The organism is Streptomyces sp. NPDC093225, assembly GCF_044753805.1.
GTDB lineage: Bacteria > Actinomycetota > Actinomycetes > Streptomycetales > Streptomycetaceae > Streptomyces.
In genome coordinates, this window is record NZ_JBIVNX010000004.1 from 157,627 (window position 1) to 175,410 (window position 17,784).

Below are 17,784 nucleotides of genomic sequence, written 5' to 3' on the forward strand. Positions count from 1 at the left end.
GCTGCAGTCGTCCCTGCCCGCCGGTCGGGCAGGTGGGCGAGAATGGCCCGCGATGACCCACAGCACCACCGGACCGGAAGCCGTGCCAGGCGCGTACGGTCCCTTCGCCCACCTCAACGCGCCGAATGCCGTGCTCTACCGGCACGTGATGCGGGCCTTCGTCACCGCCAAGGAGCGGTTCGCCGTCCACCTGCGGCCCGAGGACGTGTACGCCGCGCTGCCCACTGAGGTGAGGCCTGCCGAGGTGGAGGCCGCCGCGAGCGCGCTGGACGCCCTCGTGAAGTGGGGGAACCTGCGGGCGGACCCGGACACCGCCCGGGTCACCGCCGTCGAGGACTTCTACCGGAAGCGGTACATCTACCAGCTCACGCAGGCGGGGGAGGCGGCCGAGGAAGCGCTCGGCGTGTACGACGAGGTGCTCGGGCGGCGCGGTGCGCTCCAGGCCGTGGCCCTGCACGACATCGTCACGCAGTTGCGGGCGCTGTTGGTGCTCGCCGCTGAGGACGAGCCCGATCCGGCCAAGGCGCATCTGGCGCTGGACGCGTTGGCGAGCCGGTTCGGCGCGCTGGCCGACAACGCGCGCGCCTTCATGGGGTCCCTGCAGCGCACCATCGATCTGCACGAGGTGGAGGAGGAGGTCTTCCTCGCCTACAAGGACCGGCTGATCCAGTATCTGGAGCGGTTCATCCAGGACCTGATCACGCTGGGCGGGCGGATCGCCCGACTGATCCTGGAGCTGGAGGAGGGCGGCCTGATCGAAGGGCTGTTGCGGGCCGCCGCCGCGCGGGAGGCCGCCGACGCCGCCCCGGAGGAGTCGGCGCAGGCCCAGCGGGACGCCCTGGAGCGGTGGGCGGCGCGGTGGGCCGGGCTGGCTGCCTGGTTCATCAGCCGGGACGGCCGTGAATCGCAGGCCCGGCTGCTGCGCGGGCGGGCGCTCGGGGCGATCCCGCAGCTGCTGGCCGTCGTACGGTCGCTGAGCGAACGCCGCGCCGGGCGCTCCGACCGGTCCGCGGACTTCCGTACGCTGGCCCGCTGGTTCGCCGAGGCGCCCGACGACGATGCCCGGCACCGGTTGTGGCGGACGGCGTTCGGCCTGTATCCCGCACGTCACCTCACCGTCGACGCGGACACCCTTGCCGCGCGGGCCGCGCGGCCGGTTCCTGCCGGCACGCCGTGGTCCGAGGCCGAGCCGCTCCGGATCAGTCCCCAGCTGCGGCGCACCGGCAGCTACGAGCGGCGCGGCAAGCCGCGCAAGGTCGAGGACCGGGCGGACCGGCGACGGCAGCTCGCCGAGGTGGCCGCCAAGCAGCGGGCCGAGATCGCGGCCGCGCGCGCCCGGCTCGTCACCGACGGGATCACCCGCCTCTCCGGGCTCGGCGAACTCGATCCGGTCGCGTTCGGCCTGTTCCTTCACCTGCTCGGCGACGCGCTGGCCACCTGGCGGCCGGGCATGCGCCATACCGTGGCCACGAGCAATGACGGCTCCATGGAGATCCGGCTCAGCGCCCTGGCCGACCGGACCACAGCCGAGGTCCGCACACCCGGTGGGGCGTTCCGCGGACCCGACCATCTCATCGAGATCATCGACCTGACGGGCGGGGAGGGGGAGCCATGAGCAACCAGCTCGCCGAGGTGCTCGACGGGCAGCACGCCGCCGAGCTGCGCAAGGCGGCGCGCGCCCTGCTGAAACAGCCGCTCCTGCTGGCACGCGGCCGTGACGCGGACGATTTCCGTCTCGTCCGCCGGCACGCCTCCGAACTACGTGAATGGTTCGACCGGAACACCGGGTGGGCGCTGCAGACGGATGCGGACTCCGCCCGGCTGCGCAAGATCCCCGGTGTCCTCACCGACCCCACGCACCCCGCGCGCGAGGCGAGCCGGGCGGCGGCCCCCTTCACCCGGCGCCGGTACGTGCTGTTCTGCCTCGCCCTCGCCGCCCTCGAACGCGGCGAGGCCCAGATCGCGCTCGGCCGCCTCGCCGACCAGGTCGTCCTCGACGCCGCCGACCCCCACCTGATCGCCGCGGGCATCGAGTTCACCCTCGACCGGCGCGACGAGCGCCTCGACCTGGCCGCCGTCGTACGGCTCCTGCTCGGCCTCGGCGTGCTGCGGCGGGTCGCCGGTGACGAGGAGGCGTACGTGAGCGGGGCGGGCGATGTCCTGTACGACGTGGAGCGGCGGGTGCTGGCCGGGTTGCTCGCCGCCCGCCGAGGCCCCTCCACGGTCACCGCGGAATCCCTGGAGGACCGGCTCGCCGAACTCGTCGCGGAGACCGCGCTGGACAGCGACGAACTGCGGTTCCGGGCGCTGCGGCGCATGCTGACCCGACGGCTGCTCGACGACCCGGTGCTCTACTACACCGAACTCGACGACGCCGAACTCGCCTACCTCACCCGGCAGCGCGGCTTCCTCACCGCCCGCATCACCGAACTGACCGGACTCGTACCCGAGGTGCGGGCCGAGGGCATCGCGATGGTCGATCCGGACGACGACCTGACCGACCTGCGGATGCCCGAGCAGGGCACGTACGGTCATGTGACGCTGCTGCTCGCCGAGTACCTGGCCGCCGAGGACGGCCCGCTCGGCCTGGACGAGTTGGCCGGCCGGGTCCGGAAACTGGCCGACGAGCACGGCGCGTTCTGGGCCAAGTCAGCCCGGGAGCCGGGCATGGAGGCAGAGCTCGTCGAGCAGGCCGTCGCCCGGCTCACCGCGCTGGGGCTCGCCTCGCGGACGGACTGCGGAGTGGCGCCGCTCCCCGCCCTCGCCCGGTACGCGGTCGGCCCGGCCGTCGTCATGGAACCCACGACCGCGCGGATGCCCGCGCAGCGAAAGGCCGGCAAGCCGTGACCCGCCTCCCCGCCCCCGAGCGATCCCGCTGGCAGCCCCTGCGCATCGGCCTCGTCGACCTGTTCCACTACGACGTGGAGGAGTTCCACTTCCGCGACGGCAGGCTGCTGCTGCGCGGCAACAACGGCACCGGCAAGTCCAAGGTGCTGGCCCTGACCCTGCCGTTCCTGCTCGACGGAGACCTCACCTCCCGCCGGGTGGAACCCGACGGCGACCCCGGCAAACGGATGGAGTGGAACCTCCTTCTCGGCGGCGAGCACCCGCACTCCGAGCGGCTCGGCTACACCTGGATCGAGTTCGGCAGGCGCGACGAGACCAGCGGGGTACCGTCCTTCCGCACTCTGCTCTGCGGTCTGAAGGCCGTGAGCGGGCGGGGCATCGCCCGCCACTGGTACGCGCTCACCGACCAGCGCATCGACCACGGCCGGGACATCCCGGCCGAAGGCGCGCTCAGCCTGCTCGACGCCACCGGCACCGCGCTGTCCAGGGACCGGCTCGCCGAGGCCGTCGCCGGCCACGGCATGGTGTACGACCAGGCCAAGACCTACCGCAGGGCGGTGGACGAGGCGCTGTTCGGGCTGGGGGAGCAGCGCTACGCTGCCCTGGTCGACCTGCTGATCCAGCTGCGCCAGCCGCAGCTGTCCAAGCGCCCCAACGAGGCGGCCCTCTCCCGGGCGCTGACCGAGGCCCTGCCGCCCGTGGACCAGGCCGTCATCGCCGATGTGGCCGAGGCCTTCCGCTCCCTGGACGAGGAGAAGGAGGAGCTGGCGGCCGCCTCCGCCGCCGAGCGGGCGGCCTCAGGTTTCCTGGACCACTACCGCCGGTACGCGCGCATCGCCACACGGCGCCGTGCCCGTCTCCCGCGCGCCGAGCACTCCCGCTACGAGCACCTCCAGCGGGACCTTGCCGACGCCCAGGCCCAGCGGGTCCGGGCCGAGGACGAACGCGCGGCCGCTGAAGAACACCTCGGCGCGCTGGAGGAGGCCCAGGCCCGGCTGCGGGCCCAGGACGAGGCCCTGCGCGAGGGCCCGGAGATGCGCAGCGCGCGGGAGCTTGAGCAGGCGGCGCACGCGGCGGAACGGACCGCCGAAGCCCGGGACCGGGCCCGGGACGACCAGGAGCAGGCCGAAAGCCACCGCGCCCGGGCGACGGGCCGCCTCGGTGCCGCGCAGAACCGGCTGCGTGCCGCCGGGTTGCTCGCCGAGGACACCCTCCGCGCGGTGCGCGAGGCGGCGGACACGGCCCGGATCGACCTCCCCGGCGACGGGCCGCTCCCTGAGACGGACCTCCGGCGGACAGCCGAGGAAGCCATGGAGCGGGGCCGTCGTGCCCTCACCCACACGGAGGACCTCGCCGCGAGCTCCGAGCGCGCGGCCGAGCAACGGCGCCAGGTGGCCGTCCGCCTGGACGAGGCGGACACCGACCTCGACCGGGCCACCGAGGGGCACGGCCGCGCTGAAGGAGCCGCCGCCGCAGCCGGGCAGGCCCTGCTGGACGACGTACGGGAGCAGGCCCGCGCCTGGACCGAGCTGCCCTGCCCCGACCTCGCGGGCCTGCTCGACGAACTCCAGGAGTGGACCCGGCACGGCCACGGGCCCTACCCGGCCCGCGGCCATGCCACCCGGGCACACGGCGAGGCCTCCGCGCGGCTGGCCGGACTCGCGGCCGAAGCGGCTCGCCGGCTGGCCGACCTGATGGCCCGTACGGGTGAGATCGGTGGGGAGCTCAGCACGCTGGAGGCGGGTGGCCGCCGTGCGCCACGGCCTCCGCACACGCGGGCACCGGGCCATCGGGAGCACCTTACCGGCGCGCCGCTGTGGCGGCTGGTGGACTTCCGCGACGAGCTGCCGGAGGTGGACCGTGCCGGGCTGGAGGCCGCTCTGGAGGCCTCGGGGCTTCTGGACGCCTGGGTGCTACCCGACGGCACCGCGCTCGCTGCGGACGGACACGACGTACTCCTGTTGCCCGAGACCGGTCCGGCGCCCGATTCCGGGCTCGGAGCGTCGCTGCGCCCGGCCGTGGACGCAGGCGACGCCCAGGCCGCCGCGGTGGGCGAGGACACCGTGGCCCGGCTGCTCGCCGCCGTCGGGCTGGGGGAGCGGAGCGGATCCGGCACCTGGGTGGCGGCCGACGGACGGTTCCGCGTGGGCGTGCTGACGGGACGCTGGACCAAGCCGGCTGCCGAGTACGTCGGCGAAGGCGCGCGGGAAGCCGCTCGGCGAGCCCGGGTGACCGCCTTGCGGGCCGAACTCGGAGTGCTCCAGCAGGAATCGGAGGAGGCCGGGAAGCAGGCCGAGGCCGTGGCCGCGCGCCGACTGACCCTTGACGCGGAACTTGCCTGCCTGCCCGATGAAGGCCCGCTCGTGCGCGCCCACGCCCGGATCACGGCTGCGGCCGAGGCGGTACGCGCGACGCGGCTCCGGCGCGAGGAGAGGGCCGCGGAACTCGCCGGGGCTGCGGAGCGGGCCGAGCTGGCCGCCGCGGAACTCACCGCCGCCGCTGCCGATCTGGGCTTGCCCGCCGACCGGGCCGGCTTGTCCGCGGTACGCGCCGCACACGGTGCCCTCGCCGTGGCCCTGGCCGCGCTGTGGCCCGCACTGCGGGAACGGGCCGAGGCCGCCCGCCAGGTGGCGGACGAACAGTCCGAGGCGTCACGGGCCGGGGAGCGCGCCACCGAACTCGCTCGCCGCGCCGACGGCGCCTGGCGGGAGGCGGCCGCCGCGGACGAGCGGCACCGGACGCTCCGCGCGACCGTCGGCGCGGCCGTGGCCGAACTCCAGCGCCGGCTCACCGAGACCGCCGAAGCCGTGCGGCGCTGTCTGATGGACCAGAAGGCCACCCGACAGCGGCATGCGGCGGCCGACCGGGAGGCCGGCAAGGCCGAGGGCCGCATCGAGCAGCTGGAGAAGGGGCTGACCGACGCCGCAGCGACCCGGGCGGAGGCCGTCGCCGGACTCCAGCGGTTCACTGCCACCGGCCTCATCACGGTCGCCCTGCCCGATCTGCCGGTTCCGGCCGCGGAGGACGGGCCTTGGGCCGCGACCCCCGCCGTCGCCCTCGCCCGGGCCATCGAGTCGGGCCTGACGGCCACCGACGACTCCGACGGCGCCTGGGAACGGGTACAGCGCCGGCTGGGCGAGGAGCTCAAGATCCTCCAGGACGCCCTCTCCCGGCACGGCCACACCGCTTCCGCCCGCATGGTGGAGGACGGCATGGTCGTCGACATCGTGTACCAAGGGCGGGAGAGGGCCGTACCCGAACTCGCGGTGGCGCTCGCAGCCGAGGTCGGTGAGCTCATCCGCATCCTGTCCGCCCACGAACGCGAGATCTTGGAGACCCATCTGGTCACCGAGGTGGCGGGCACCCTCCAGGAACTCATCGGTGCGGCCGAACGGCAGGTCCGGGACATGAACGCCGAGCTGGAGGACCGGCCCACCTCCACCGGCATGAAACTCCGGCTGGTCTGGCGGGCCTCCCGCAAGGCCCCCGCCGGACTGGCCCAGGCCCGTGATCGGTTGCGCCAGTCGGCCGACGCCTGGACCGTGGAGGACCGTTCGGCAGTGGGCGAGTTCCTCCAGGCACAGATCGCCCGCCAGCAGGTCGACGACACCTCGGGCAGCTGGACGGAACACCTCACGGCGGCACTCGACTACCGCACCTGGCACGAGTTCGGCGTCGAACGGCACCAGCAGGGCCGCTGGGTCCCTGCTACCGGCCCCGCCTCCGGTGGTGAACGCGTCCTCGCGGTGTCCGTACCGCTGTTCGCCGCCGCCTCCTCGCACTACGCGAGCGCGAGCAGCCCGCACGCTCCGCGCCTGGTCACCCTGGACGAGGCCTTCGCCGGCGTGGACGACGACTCGCGGGCCAAGTGCCTCGGCCTGCTGCATGCCTTCGACCTGGACGTGGTGATGACCAGCGAACGGGAGTGGGCCTGCTACCCGCAGGTGCCCGGCATCGCCATCGCCCAGCTGTCCCGGATCGACGACGTGGCGGCCGTACTGGTCACGCGATGGGAGTGGGACGGCATGCGGCGGATACGCGGCGAGGACCCGGACCGGGACGCCGCAGCAGCAGAGGAGACCGTGCCAGGCAGCCCGGAGCCCTTGTGGAGCTGACGGCCGGCACCGGACCGGGGCCGGTCGACGCGGAACGACTGGGCCGGCTGCTCGGGGTCCCCGAGCTCGCCTGGCTCGTGGAGCGGACGCGCCGGCGTCTGGCGGCCGAACAGCCTCTCATCGGCGCTGTCACCCTGAGCCGGCCCACCCCGGACCAGCGGCGCGCGGCCGAACGGCTGCTCGGCCGTTGCCCCGGAGAGGGCCGCTCCCTGACGTTGCGGCTGGAAGCCGTGGACGCGGTGCTGCGCCGGTCGGGCATCAGCCCGGACGGGCTCGCCGCGGCGGTCACCGCGCTCACCGGGCCGGTCACCCTGCTCGGACCCGCCCGCAGGGCCGAAAGGGACGCCTGGCAGGAGGCGTTCGCCCCGATCGAGGAGCTGGCTGAGGAACGCCCGGCCCTGGCGGCATGGGCCGTCCGCCTCCGGGGGGACGGCCTGGTGCGGCGCCTGGCGGGGACCCCGGCAGACGCCGGGACTCTGCTCCTCCGAGCGGCGACCGTCCTGCGGGCCCTGCCCGCCGACCCGCCGGTCTCCCTGCCTGCCTTCGCGGCCCGCTTGCTGGACAGCTCCCATGCACTGGACGACGGCACACCTCTGGCCACCGTCACCCTGTCCGGCATTCGCGCCCTGACAGGCTTCCCCGACGGCAGCGGGGCCCCATGGCGACGCGACGCCTGGGCGTCGGCCGGGCTGTTGCGCGACGAGCTGTCCTCGACCGTCCTCGCGCTGAACGTGCGCGGCACCCCTGCTCTGGACTGGATGGCCGAGGCGGGCGAACCCGCCGTCCTGACCCTGAGACAGCTCATCCGCCGCCCTCCTGACGCCGCCGCCGAGGTCGTTCATGTGTGCGAGAATCCGGCGGTACTCGCCGCGGCGGCCGACGCCCTCGGACAGGACTGTTCGCCGCTCGTCTGCCTTCAGGGCCAACCGTCCGCCGCCGCTCTCGCCCTTCTGCACCATCTTCACGAGGGCGGCGCAACCGTCCGTTACCACGGCGACTTCGACTGGGGCGGGCTGCGCATCGCCTCCGCTCTGCTGCGCCGCGTCTCCTGGCAGCCGTGGCGGTTCACGGCTGCCGAGTACCGGGATGCAGTGGTCAACGCTCCGGCAGGCCCGCCGCTCAGCGGCCACCCGGCCGAAGCCCCCTGGGATCCGGAGTTGTCCGACGCTCTCGCAGAACTCGGTGTCCGGGTGGAGGAGGAGACGGTCCTCGACCAGCTGTTGCCCGACCTGGCGCGATGACAGTCGGCCCCGGTTGGTCAGGTGAGCCCGGCCCGTGGGACGCCCCCACGGGCCAGGCCGGGCCGGCCGTCAGGTGTAGGGGACGGTCAGGGTGGAGCCCGTGCCTACCTGGAGGGTGGACGGGCCGTTGCCCAGGGCGCTCCAGACCTCGACGCGGATGGTGCCGTCGGTGAGGTTGCCCGGGGTGCCTGACGTGGAGTGGGTGCCCTGGCGGGTGGAGGAGTAGTCCTCCCAGCCGGGGAGGGGGTCGGTGGCGAAGTAGCGGAACGTTTCGACGCGGTCGAAGGTGCCGTCGCCGGTCAGGTCGTAGGAGACCCTGGCCTGCTGGGCGTAGCCGACGTTCGTGCCGGCGTCGACCTTGAAGGTGAAGGCGGTGCCGGAGCCGGGCTTGAGGGTGCCGTTGACGTGCTTCGCCTCGTACACGAGCGGGTGGTACGGGGTTCCGTCGTGGTTGGTGCCGCTCGCGGACGGGATGGTGTTCGGGGTGGCCACCGCGGCCGCCGTGGTGGTCAGTTGGCCGCCGGTGCGCAGGTAGAAGGTGTCGCCCGTGACCGGCGGGGGGCCGGACGTGGTGACGGTGGCGGTGCCGCTGGCCGGGCCGACGTGGTCGGTCGTGTCGCGGGCCCGGACGCTGTAGGTGTAGCGGGTGCCGGGGGTCAGGGCGGTGTCGGTGTGCGTGGTGCCGGTGACCGTGGCGATCCTGGTGGTGCCGCGGTAGACGTCGTAGTTCTTGATGCCCTTGTCGTCGGTCGCGGGCGTCCAGGTCAGGGTGACGGAGGTGTCCGTGACGTGGGTGGCGACGGGGGTGCCGGGTGCGCCGGGGCCGTCGTCGGCGGGGGTGCCGCAGGGGGTGCTGACGGTGTCGCCGCCCGTGCCGGACGCGGTGGACCGGGCCGGTACGTTCAGTACGGCGCCGTCCGAGAAGAGCACCGAGCACGTGGTGGCCGTGTAGTTGTGTGCGGCGTAGGTCCTGGTGCCGTTCCTGGCGAAGGCGACGGCGGTGGGGGAGTCGGCCGTGACGGTCATGTCCGGTGACCCGATGGCGTTCAGCGTGGCGATCCAGTGGTAGGTGTGGGCCTTGGTCTCGCCGGCCTCGGGGACGTAGGCGCCGTTCCACTGGTTCCAGTAGGCCATGGCCCCGGGCGGGTCGTAGAGGGCCTGGACCTGCCAGAAGACGTCCTTCCACTCGACGGCCGGTCCGCCGTTCTCCCGCTCCATCTCGGCCACGCTGCGGCTCAGCATGGCCTTCTCGCGGGCCAGGTGGAGGGAGCCGCCGGTCACCGGGAGGAAGTTGATGCCGTGGATCTCCTCGGGGTTGGCGGTCCACCAGGTCGCGTACGCGCCGCCGCTGCTCCAGACCATGCCGACGACGTCGTGGGTGAAGTCCTGCGGATAGACCTGCTGGTCGGCGTCGAACCAGTACTGCGCGATCGACTCCGACTCGGTCGTCATCATGTAGACGCCCTGGTCGCGCAGCGCCGTGTCACCCGTGGCCGCGCCCCACATGACCAGGCCGGCGCTGAGGTTGATCGACTCCGAGGACGACTCCTGGTTGTTGCCGGCCGCGAACGCCGCGTGGCCCGCGGCCCAGCTGTGGCCGGCGTAGACGTCGAAACCGCGTAGGAAGGGGTACTTGCCGTCGTTCCGCGCCGGGTTGGCGGCGTCCTTGACGAGCTCCTTGACCATGCCGCCCCACTCGGAGTCGGCTGCCCACCGGGGGTCGTACTGTGCCACGACGGCCGCGGCCATCACGTAGTACGAGTAGTGGAAGTGGTGGTCGTTGAGTTCCTGGTCGCTCCCGTACGAGGCCGGGTACCCGATGAGGGTGCGCCAGTCCTTGTCGTAGGAGAACTCGGAGGCGCCGCCGACCGTGAACCACTCCTCCAACCGGCCCTTGAGCAGGCTCAGCAGCCTGTCGCGGTCGGCGGTGTCCCCGATCTGGTCGGCGAGGGGGACGAGCTGGGCGAGCCTGCCCAGGGCCTTGCCGGTCCAGTAGGTGTCGGTCGCACCGTTGAAGGGGTCGCCCTGGGTCAGCACCTCGTCGATGTAGGCCTTCACCTTGGTCTTGTCGACGCCCGCGGCGCTCGGCAGGCCGGGCAGCACGCCGTTCACCTTCTGGGTGGTCGAGAAGGACGTGCCCTCGCGGACCTTCATCTCGCCGCGCGGGGAGACGTAGCGGTAGGCGGTCAGCGGGTCACCGGTGTGCAGCCACTGGTGGCGGTAGAGCGCCTGGAAGGTGCCGGTCTCGGTGCCTTCCTTCGCCTCGGTGGTCAGCGAGTAGGTCGCCGTGACCTCGCCGTCCTGCTGCCGGTACTTCCAGTCCACCTTCGATCCGGTCACGAAGCTGAAGGCGTACTTCTTGAAGGCGGCCAGCGCCTCCCTGCTCGGGAGGACCGCCAGGGAGAAGTAGTGCCGGGCGCCCAGGTCCGCGCGGATCTCGTTGCCGGACACGGTCCAGTCGCTGCTGCTCGGGGCGAACAGCGCGTAGTCGTGCCCCGAGACGGTGACACCGAGGACGTTGCCCTGGTCGGCGAAGACGGTCGGCGGAGCCGCGGTGGTGATCTGCGCCGCGCCTCCGGAGGCCTCCGCGTACACGTACGGCAGGCCGTGGCCGATGGTCGTCCGGAGACTGCGCGCACCGTCGTTCCAGTACGGGCTGACGGTCCAGTCGCCCCAGCCGTCCGCCTTCGCGTCGGGGGAGGCGAGGCCGGCGAGCCCCAGGGTCAGGTCGGCCTTGTGGGGGAACTCGTACTGCCGGCCGTCGCCCACGATCTGGTGGGTGGTCGGGTAGCCGACCTCGAGGCCGCCGGAGACGGCCTTGTAGGTGAGGGGGTGGCCGTACATGTTCTCCGACCACGGGTTGGCGGAGAAGCGCTGGAAGGCCAGCGACGACCACCAGTCGTTCGTCGGGACGGGGGTGTCCGCCATGGCGGGGGTGACCTTGGGCCTGACCGCCTGGCCGCCGTTGTTCGACGGTCCCTGACGGCCGGCGGGACGCACGTCGCTGTAGCTGCCCTTGCCCACCACGACGGTGGCGGCCGAGGCGACACCGCCGCCGACGGTGCCCAGCGCGGTGGCGGCAAGAGCCGCTGCCGTCAGCAACGACAGGTTTCTGCGGGATCTCATCACAGCCCTTCTGAGAGCGCTCTCACGTCGCCGCACAACGTAGGGCGGCGCCCTGGGTCGGTCAATGCTTTGAGCCAGGAACGCCGATTCCTGCTGGCTTGCTTCCAGAGGGTGAAGGGTGGGTGGCGTCGGACGCAGCGTGTCCCGGACGCGGCTGGGAGCGCTCTCATCTTGCCGGGATGCGGGACTATGCTTTTCCACGGCGGCCTGCCGGATGTCCGCGCGTAGACAGGAGAGCCCGTTGCCCGAGCGCACGACGACGCCCCGCCCCACCCTCGAGGAGGTGGCGGCACGTGCGGGTGTCTCACGGGCGACGGTGTCCCGTGTGGTCAACGGAGGCTCCGGAGTGCGCCAGCCGCTGATCGACAAGGTGCGCCAGGCGGTCGACGAACTCGGTTACGTCCCCAACCAGGTGGCGCGTTCCCTGGTGACCCAACGGACCGGCGCCGTGGCCGTGATCATCGCGGAGCCGGAGTTCCGCGTGTTCTCCGACCCGTTCTTCGAGCGGCAGGTGAGGGGGATCAGCAGGGAGCTGTCGGCGCACGATCTGCAACTCGTGCTGCTCTGGGTGGAGGGCGAGTCCGACCACGAGCGGATCGCCCGGTACCTGTCGGGCGGTCACGTGGACGGGGCCCTCGCCTTCTCCCTGCACGGCGACGACCAGCTGGCCCACCTGATTGCCCGCAGCAGGGTGCCCTACGTGCTCGGCGGCCGCCCGCCGGCGACCGCCCCGCCGGGCGCCCCCTACGTGGACTGCGACAACAGAGGTGGGGCGCGAGCGGCCGTTTCGCACCTCGTTTCCGCAGGTCGCAGCAGAATCGCCCATATCGCGGGCCCTCCTGACCAGACCTCCGCGGCCGACCGCGCCGCCGGCTACCACGACGTCCTCGTCGACGCCGACCCGGACCTCGTGCACCTGGGCGATTTCACCGAGGGGAGCGGCGCTCGGGCCATGGCGGCACTGCTCGACCGGTGCCCCGGACTCGATGCGGTCTTCGCCGCGAACGACCTGATGGCGCGGGGTGCGCTGAGTGCCCTCCGGGACCGCGGCCTGCGCGTCCCCGAGGACGTCGCCGTCGTCGGGTTCGACGACATGGGGGACGTCGCCAGGGGTGCGGTGCCGGCCCTCACCACCGTACGGCAGGACATCGAAGGCATGGGGCGCCTCATGGTCAGGCTCCTGGTGCGCCGCATCGACCACCCCGAGCAGGCGGGGGCCGATTCCGTGATCACGCCGACCGTCCTGGTGGAGCGCCGGTCCTCCTGAGGGCCGAAGGGGCGGCCGTTCGCCGGCGTGCCCTTCCCCGCCCCCTGCGCGTGCGCTGACGCGGGGGCGGGTGGCCCGTGTGCCGTCGTGAGCCCTTCGTCCGGTCGGGGCGCGGTGGCGAACGCCCCGACGCGCCTTGCGCGTTGGGCGGGCCGAGCCGTTATCGCTTCAGGTCTTGACGACGCGCGATGCGTCCGGGCAGTCTCCCCCTGCACGTCTGAGAGCGCTCTCAAGCGCCTCGTGCTCAACCGAAGCCCAGGAGGCCCCCATGCCCACTGCCAGAGCCGCCATGAGAACGATCTTCCGTCTCGGCGGCGTAGTGCTGGCCGGTTCCCTGCTCGCCGCTTGCGGATCCGGCTCCGACGGCTCCTCGACCGGGAAGGCGGGCGGGAAGGTCACGATCACCGTCGACCTCTTCGGCTCCTTCGGCTACAAGGAGGCCGGGCTCTACGCCGAGTACGAGACGCTCCACCCGAACGTCACGATCAAGCAGACCGACACCGAGGACGAGGCCGACTACTGGAAGTCGCTCCAGACCCGGCTCGCCGGCGGCGGCGGCCTCGCCGACGTCCAGGGCATCGAGGCCGGTCGGATCGCGTCCGTCGCCCAGCAGCAGACCGACAGGTTCGAGGACCTGAAGAAGTACGGGGCGCAGTCGCTCGAGGCCGGCTTCGCCCCGGCCAAGTGGGCCGCCGCCACCGGCAGGGGCGGCGAGGTCGTCGGCCTCGGCACCGACGTCGGTCCGGAGGCCATGTGCTACCGCACCGACCTGTTCAAGCAGGCCGGACTGCCCACCGACCGCACGGAACTGGCCAAGCGCTGGTCCACCTGGGACGGCTACCTGGAGCTGGGCAGGCAGTACAAGGCGAAGGCCGGCACGAAGAGCGCCTGGCTGGACAGCGTCGGCAGCCTCTACTCGGTCATGATCGGGCAGGAGAAGGAGCGTTACTACAACGCCCAGGGCGAGCTGATCTGGGAGACCAACCCGGCGCTGAAGACCGCCTGGGACACCTCCGTCAAGGCGACCGACGCCGGGCTGAGCGCCAAGCTCGACCAGTGGTCGCCGCAGTGGAACCAGGCCTTCGCGGCGGGTTCGTTCGCCACCCTGCCGTGCCCCGCATGGATGCTCGGCTACATCAAGGGCCAGGCGGGCGAGGCCGGCAAGGGCAAGTGGGACGTGGCCGCGCTGCCCGGCGGCGCCGGCAACTGGGGCGGCTCCTACCTCGCCGTGCCCAAGGCGGCCGAGCACAAGAAGGAGGCCTACGAGCTGATCAAGTGGCTCACCGCGCCCGAGCAGCAGGCCAAGGTCTTCACCAAGCAGGGCAACTTCCCGTCGTCCACCGGTGCCATCACGAAGATCGCCGACGCCACGGACCCCTACTTCTCCGGCGCTCCGATCGGCAAGATCTTCGGAGCGGCCGCGCAGGCCGCCCCGGTGCAGGTCCTGGGCATCCACGACCAGAACGTCGCCCAGCAGATCACGAACGCGCTGAGCGAGATCGAGCGCAAGGGCACGGCCCCCGGCAAGGCGTGGGACAACGCCAAGAAGGGCGTCGCCAACACCATGGGCTGACCCCGGCCGCCTCCGGGCCGGTCCGTGCCACACCCGCCCCGCCCCGGACCCCCCCGGACCCCCCCGGACCCCCCCGGACCCCCCCGGACCGCCCCGGACCCCCCGGACCGGCCCGGACCGGCCCGGGGGTCCCTTCCCCGCCCGGCACCGCCCCCTCCCGAAGGGCCGCACCGTGACCCTCGCCGCATCCGCGCGACCGACACCGGGGAGCCGGAGCTCCCACGTCCGGCGCGCGTGGGCCCAGCTCTCCCCGTACGCCTACATCGCCCCGTTCTTCACCCTCTTCGCCGCCTTCGGGCTCTTCCCCCTGATCTACACGGCCTTCGTGTCGCTGTACCGGGTCGAACTCCAGACGCCCGGCGACCTCGAGTGGCGCGGCCTCGGCAACTACACCGCGCTGCTGAGCGACGAGTTCTTCTGGACCTCGCTGCGCAACACCTTCACCATCGGAGTGCTCTCCACCGTGCCCCAGCTGGTGCTGGCGCTCGGCCTTGCGCACCTGCTCAACCACAAGCTGCGCGGACGGACGTTCTTCCGCACCGCGATGCTGCTTCCGTACGCGACCTCCGTCGCCGCGGCCACGCTCGTCTTCGCCCAGCTCTTCGGCCACGACTTCGGGCTGATCAACTACGTGCTCGGGCTCGTCGGCATCGGTCCCGTCGACTGGCAGACCGGCACCCTCGCCTCCCAGGTCGCGGTCTCCAGCATCGTCGTCTGGCGCTGGACCGGGTACAACGCGCTGATCTACCTGGCGGGCATGCAGTCCATCCCGCACGAGCTGTACGAGGCCGCGGAGATGGACGGGGCGTCGCGGTGGCGCCAGTTCTTCCACGTCACCCTGCCGGGACTGCGGCCCACGATCGTCTTCACGGCCGTCGTCTCCACGATCGGCGCGACCCAGCTGTTCGGCGAGCCGCTCCTCTTCGAAGGCTCCGCCTCCGGCGGCATCTCGCACCAGTACCAGACCCTCGGCCTCTACATGTACGAGCAGGGCTGGGGCTTCTTCCACCTGGGCCGGGCCGCCGCCATCGCCTGGGTGATGTTCCTGCTGATCCTGGTGGTGGTCGGGGCCAACGCCCTGATCGTGCGCCGCCGTTCCCGCAAGGAGGCCGGCCGATGACCGCGCTCGCCACTCCACCGGCCACGTCCCCGGCCCCCGAACGGCCGGCCGCGCGGGAGCGGCGCCGGTCCGGCGCGGGACGCACGATGCGGGGCGGGAAGGTCGCCCACGCGCTCCTGGTCGTCGCCGTGCTCGTCTCGGCGTTCCCCTTCTACTGGACGATCGTCGCGGCCAGCCGCTCCAACGCCGACCTGGCCCGGGTCCCGCCGTCGCTCCTGCCCGGGCCGAACCTCCTGCGGAACTTCGAGGCGGTGACGGAAGAGGCCGACATCGGCAGGGCGCTCCTCAACTCCCTCATCGTGTCGGGATCGGTCACCCTGGGCACGGTGCTGTGCTGCACGCTCGCCGGGTTCGCCTTCGCCAAGCTCCGCTTCCGCGGCCGCGGCGCCCTGCTGGCGATCACCGTCGGCACCATGATGATCCCGCCGCAACTGGGCGTCATCCCGTTGTTCATGCTGATCGCCGAGCTGCAGTGGGTGAACCAGCTCCAGGCCGTCATCCTGCCCGGCCTGGTCTCCGCCTTCGGCGTGTTCTTCATGCGCCAGCACCTCGTGCAGTCGCTGCCCGACGAACTGATCGAGGCCGCCCGGGTCGACGGCGCGTCCACGGCACGGATCTTCTGGTCCATCGTCGTGCCCATCGCCCGGCCCGGCATGGCCGTCCTCGGCCTGCTGACCTTCATGGCCGCCTGGAACGACTTCTTCTGGCCCATCGTCGCCCTGTCCTCCTCCGAGCCGACCGTCCAGGTCGCCCTGCGCCAGCTCGGCGGCGGCTACGTCAACGACCAGTCCGTGATCATGGCGGGCACCCTGCTCGGCACGCTGCCCGTGCTGCTGGTCTTCGGGCTGCTGGGCCGGCAGATCGTCGGCGGCATCATGCAGGGCGCGGTCAAGGGCTGACCACGCGGGGCGGGACCCGTCTCCGCGCCGCCCCGCCCACCCGTCCACACCACAGTCGTCTCACCTTCGGGAGATCCGCACCCATGACCGCCCTGGACACCCGCCCGAGCAGCACCACGACGCTCCGGTTCCCCGAGAGCTTCCGCTGGGGCACCGCCACCGCCGCCTACCAGATCGAGGGCGCCGCCGCCGAGGACGGCCGCACCCCCTCCATCTGGGACACCTTCAGCCGCACCCCCGGGAAGGTCCGCAACGGCGACACCGGTGACGTCGCCGCGGACCACTACCACCGGGTGGGCGAGGACGTCGCGCTGATGCGGCGGCTCGGCGTGACCGACTACCGCTTCTCCCTGGCGTGGCCGCGCGTCCAGCCGACCGGCCGGGGACCCGCCGTTCAGCGGGGCCTGGACTTCTACCGCCGGCTCACGGACGAGCTGCGCGAGGCGGGCATCCGGCCGGTGGCGACCCTGTACCACTGGGACCTGCCCCAGGAGCTGGAGGACGCGGGCGGCTGGCCGCGGCGGGAGACCGCGTACCGCTTCGCCGAGTACGCCGGCCTCGCGGCCGAGGCGCTCGGCGACCGCGTCGCGACGTGGACCACCCTCAACGAGCCCTGGTGCGCCGCCTTCCTCGGCTACGGCAACGGGGTGCACGCCCCCGGCCGTACCAGTGCGGTCGACTCGCTGCGGGCCGCCCACCACTTCAACCTGGCCCACGGCCTGGCCGTGCAGGCGCTGCGCGCCGCGCTCCCCGAGCCGGCCGAGGTCTCCCTCACCCTCAACCTCCACGCCGTCCGCGCCCACACCGGCACGCCCGAGGACCGTGACGCGGCCCGCCGGATCGACGCCGTCGGCAACCGGATCTTCCTCGACCCGGTCTTCCACGGACGGCTGCCGCAGGACCTCGTCGCCGACACCGCGGCCGTCACCGACTGGTCCTTCGTCCGGGACGGGGACCTGCGGACGGCCGCCGCGCCGATCGACTCGCTCGGCATCAACTACTACGCCCCCACCGAGGTCGCGGCCGGCAGTTCGCCCTCGCCCTCGCCGTCGCCCTCGCCGTGGGCGGGCGCCGAGCGGCACGTGCGCTTCGTTCCCGTCCCGGGGCCCCGCACGGCCATGGACTGGCCCGTCGACGCCGACGGGCTGTACGAACTCCTGGTCCGGCTGAAGGACGAGCTGCCCGGGCTGCCGCTGGTCGTCACCGAGAACGGCGCCGCGTACGACGACTACGCCGACCCGTCCGGCGCGGTGAAGGACCCCGAGCGGGTGGCCTACCTGCACGCCCACCTGACGGCCGTGCACCGGGCGATCGAGGACGGCGCGGACGTCCGCGGCTACTTCCTGTGGTCGCTGCTCGACAACTTCGAGTGGGCCTACGGGTACGGCAAGCGCTTCGGCATCGTCCACGTCGACTTCGCGTCGCAGCGCCGCACCCTCAAGTCCAGCGCCCACTGGTACGCGGACGTCATCGCCCGGGGCGGCGTGCCCGCCTGACCTTCCCCGCGCAGCCGGGCCTCCCGTGCCGCACCGCAGCCGCAGCCGCAGCCGTCGTCGACCGTCGACCGGCGTTCTCCGGCGCCGCGACGAGGTGCGC

10 protein-coding genes are annotated in these 17,784 nt (G+C 72.9%); 9 read left to right on the plus strand and 1 reads right to left on the minus strand.

Features of this window, described 5'->3' with window-relative positions:
• Positions 1–52: 52 nt before the first annotated feature.
• From ACIQCH_RS06410 to ACIQCH_RS06425, 4 genes are read left to right on the plus strand one after another with little or no spacing between them, the layout of a single operon-like run.
• The gene (locus ACIQCH_RS06410) at positions 53–1,615 is read left to right on the plus strand and encodes a TIGR02677 family protein (protein ID WP_402578530.1); all 1,563 of its coding nucleotides are present in this window, start codon (positions 53–55) and stop codon (positions 1,613–1,615) included.
• Positions 1,612–2,847, plus strand: a complete 1,236-nt coding sequence (locus tag ACIQCH_RS06415; RefSeq protein WP_402578532.1) for a TIGR02678 family protein — start codon at positions 1,612–1,614, stop codon at positions 2,845–2,847. The genes ACIQCH_RS06410 and ACIQCH_RS06415 overlap by 4 nt, the downstream gene beginning before the upstream one ends.
• Positions 2,844–6,962: a TIGR02680 family protein gene (locus ACIQCH_RS06420; RefSeq protein WP_402578534.1), complete on the plus strand. Its 4,119-nt coding sequence runs from the start codon at positions 2,844–2,846 to the stop codon at positions 6,960–6,962. Before ACIQCH_RS06415 ends, ACIQCH_RS06420 begins: the two co-directional genes overlap by 4 nt.
• Positions 6,953–8,203, plus strand: a complete 1,251-nt coding sequence (locus ACIQCH_RS06425) for a TIGR02679 family protein (protein WP_402578536.1) — start codon at positions 6,953–6,955, stop codon at positions 8,201–8,203. Before ACIQCH_RS06420 ends, ACIQCH_RS06425 begins: the two co-directional genes overlap by 10 nt.
• 69 nt (positions 8,204–8,272) lie before the next feature.
• Here the strand turns inward: ACIQCH_RS06425 and ACIQCH_RS06430 are convergent, their stop codons facing one another.
• The gene (locus ACIQCH_RS06430; protein ID WP_402578537.1) at positions 8,273–11,329 is read right to left on the minus strand and encodes a glycosyl hydrolase; all 3,057 of its coding nucleotides are present in this window, start codon (positions 11,327–11,329) and stop codon (positions 8,273–8,275) included.
• A gap of 214 nt (positions 11,330–11,543) precedes the next feature.
• Here ACIQCH_RS06430 and ACIQCH_RS06435 point away from each other — a divergent pair, with 214 nt between their 5' ends.
• From ACIQCH_RS06435 to ACIQCH_RS06455, 5 genes are all read left to right on the plus strand, one after another.
• Positions 11,544–12,596: a LacI family DNA-binding transcriptional regulator gene (locus tag ACIQCH_RS06435; protein WP_402578539.1), complete on the plus strand. Its 1,053-nt coding sequence runs from the start codon at positions 11,544–11,546 to the stop codon at positions 12,594–12,596.
• A 268-nt stretch (positions 12,597–12,864) separates the two neighbouring features.
• A complete protein-coding gene (locus ACIQCH_RS06440; protein ID WP_402578541.1) occupies positions 12,865–14,169 on the plus strand; it encodes an ABC transporter substrate-binding protein in 1,305 nt (434 codons plus the stop codon).
• Between the two features lie 172 nt (positions 14,170–14,341).
• Entirely contained in the window at positions 14,342–15,289 is a 948-nt protein-coding gene (locus ACIQCH_RS06445) for a carbohydrate ABC transporter permease (RefSeq protein WP_402578543.1), read from the plus strand.
• Entirely contained in the window at positions 15,286–16,188 is a 903-nt protein-coding gene (locus ACIQCH_RS06450) for a carbohydrate ABC transporter permease (protein WP_402578545.1), read from the plus strand. The genes ACIQCH_RS06445 and ACIQCH_RS06450 overlap by 4 nt, the downstream gene beginning before the upstream one ends.
• A gap of 83 nt (positions 16,189–16,271) precedes the next feature.
• Complete coding sequence (locus ACIQCH_RS06455; protein WP_402578547.1) at positions 16,272–17,684, plus strand: GH1 family beta-glucosidase; 1,413 nt, start codon at positions 16,272–16,274, stop codon at positions 17,682–17,684.
• The last annotated feature ends 100 nt before the right edge of the window (positions 17,685–17,784 follow it).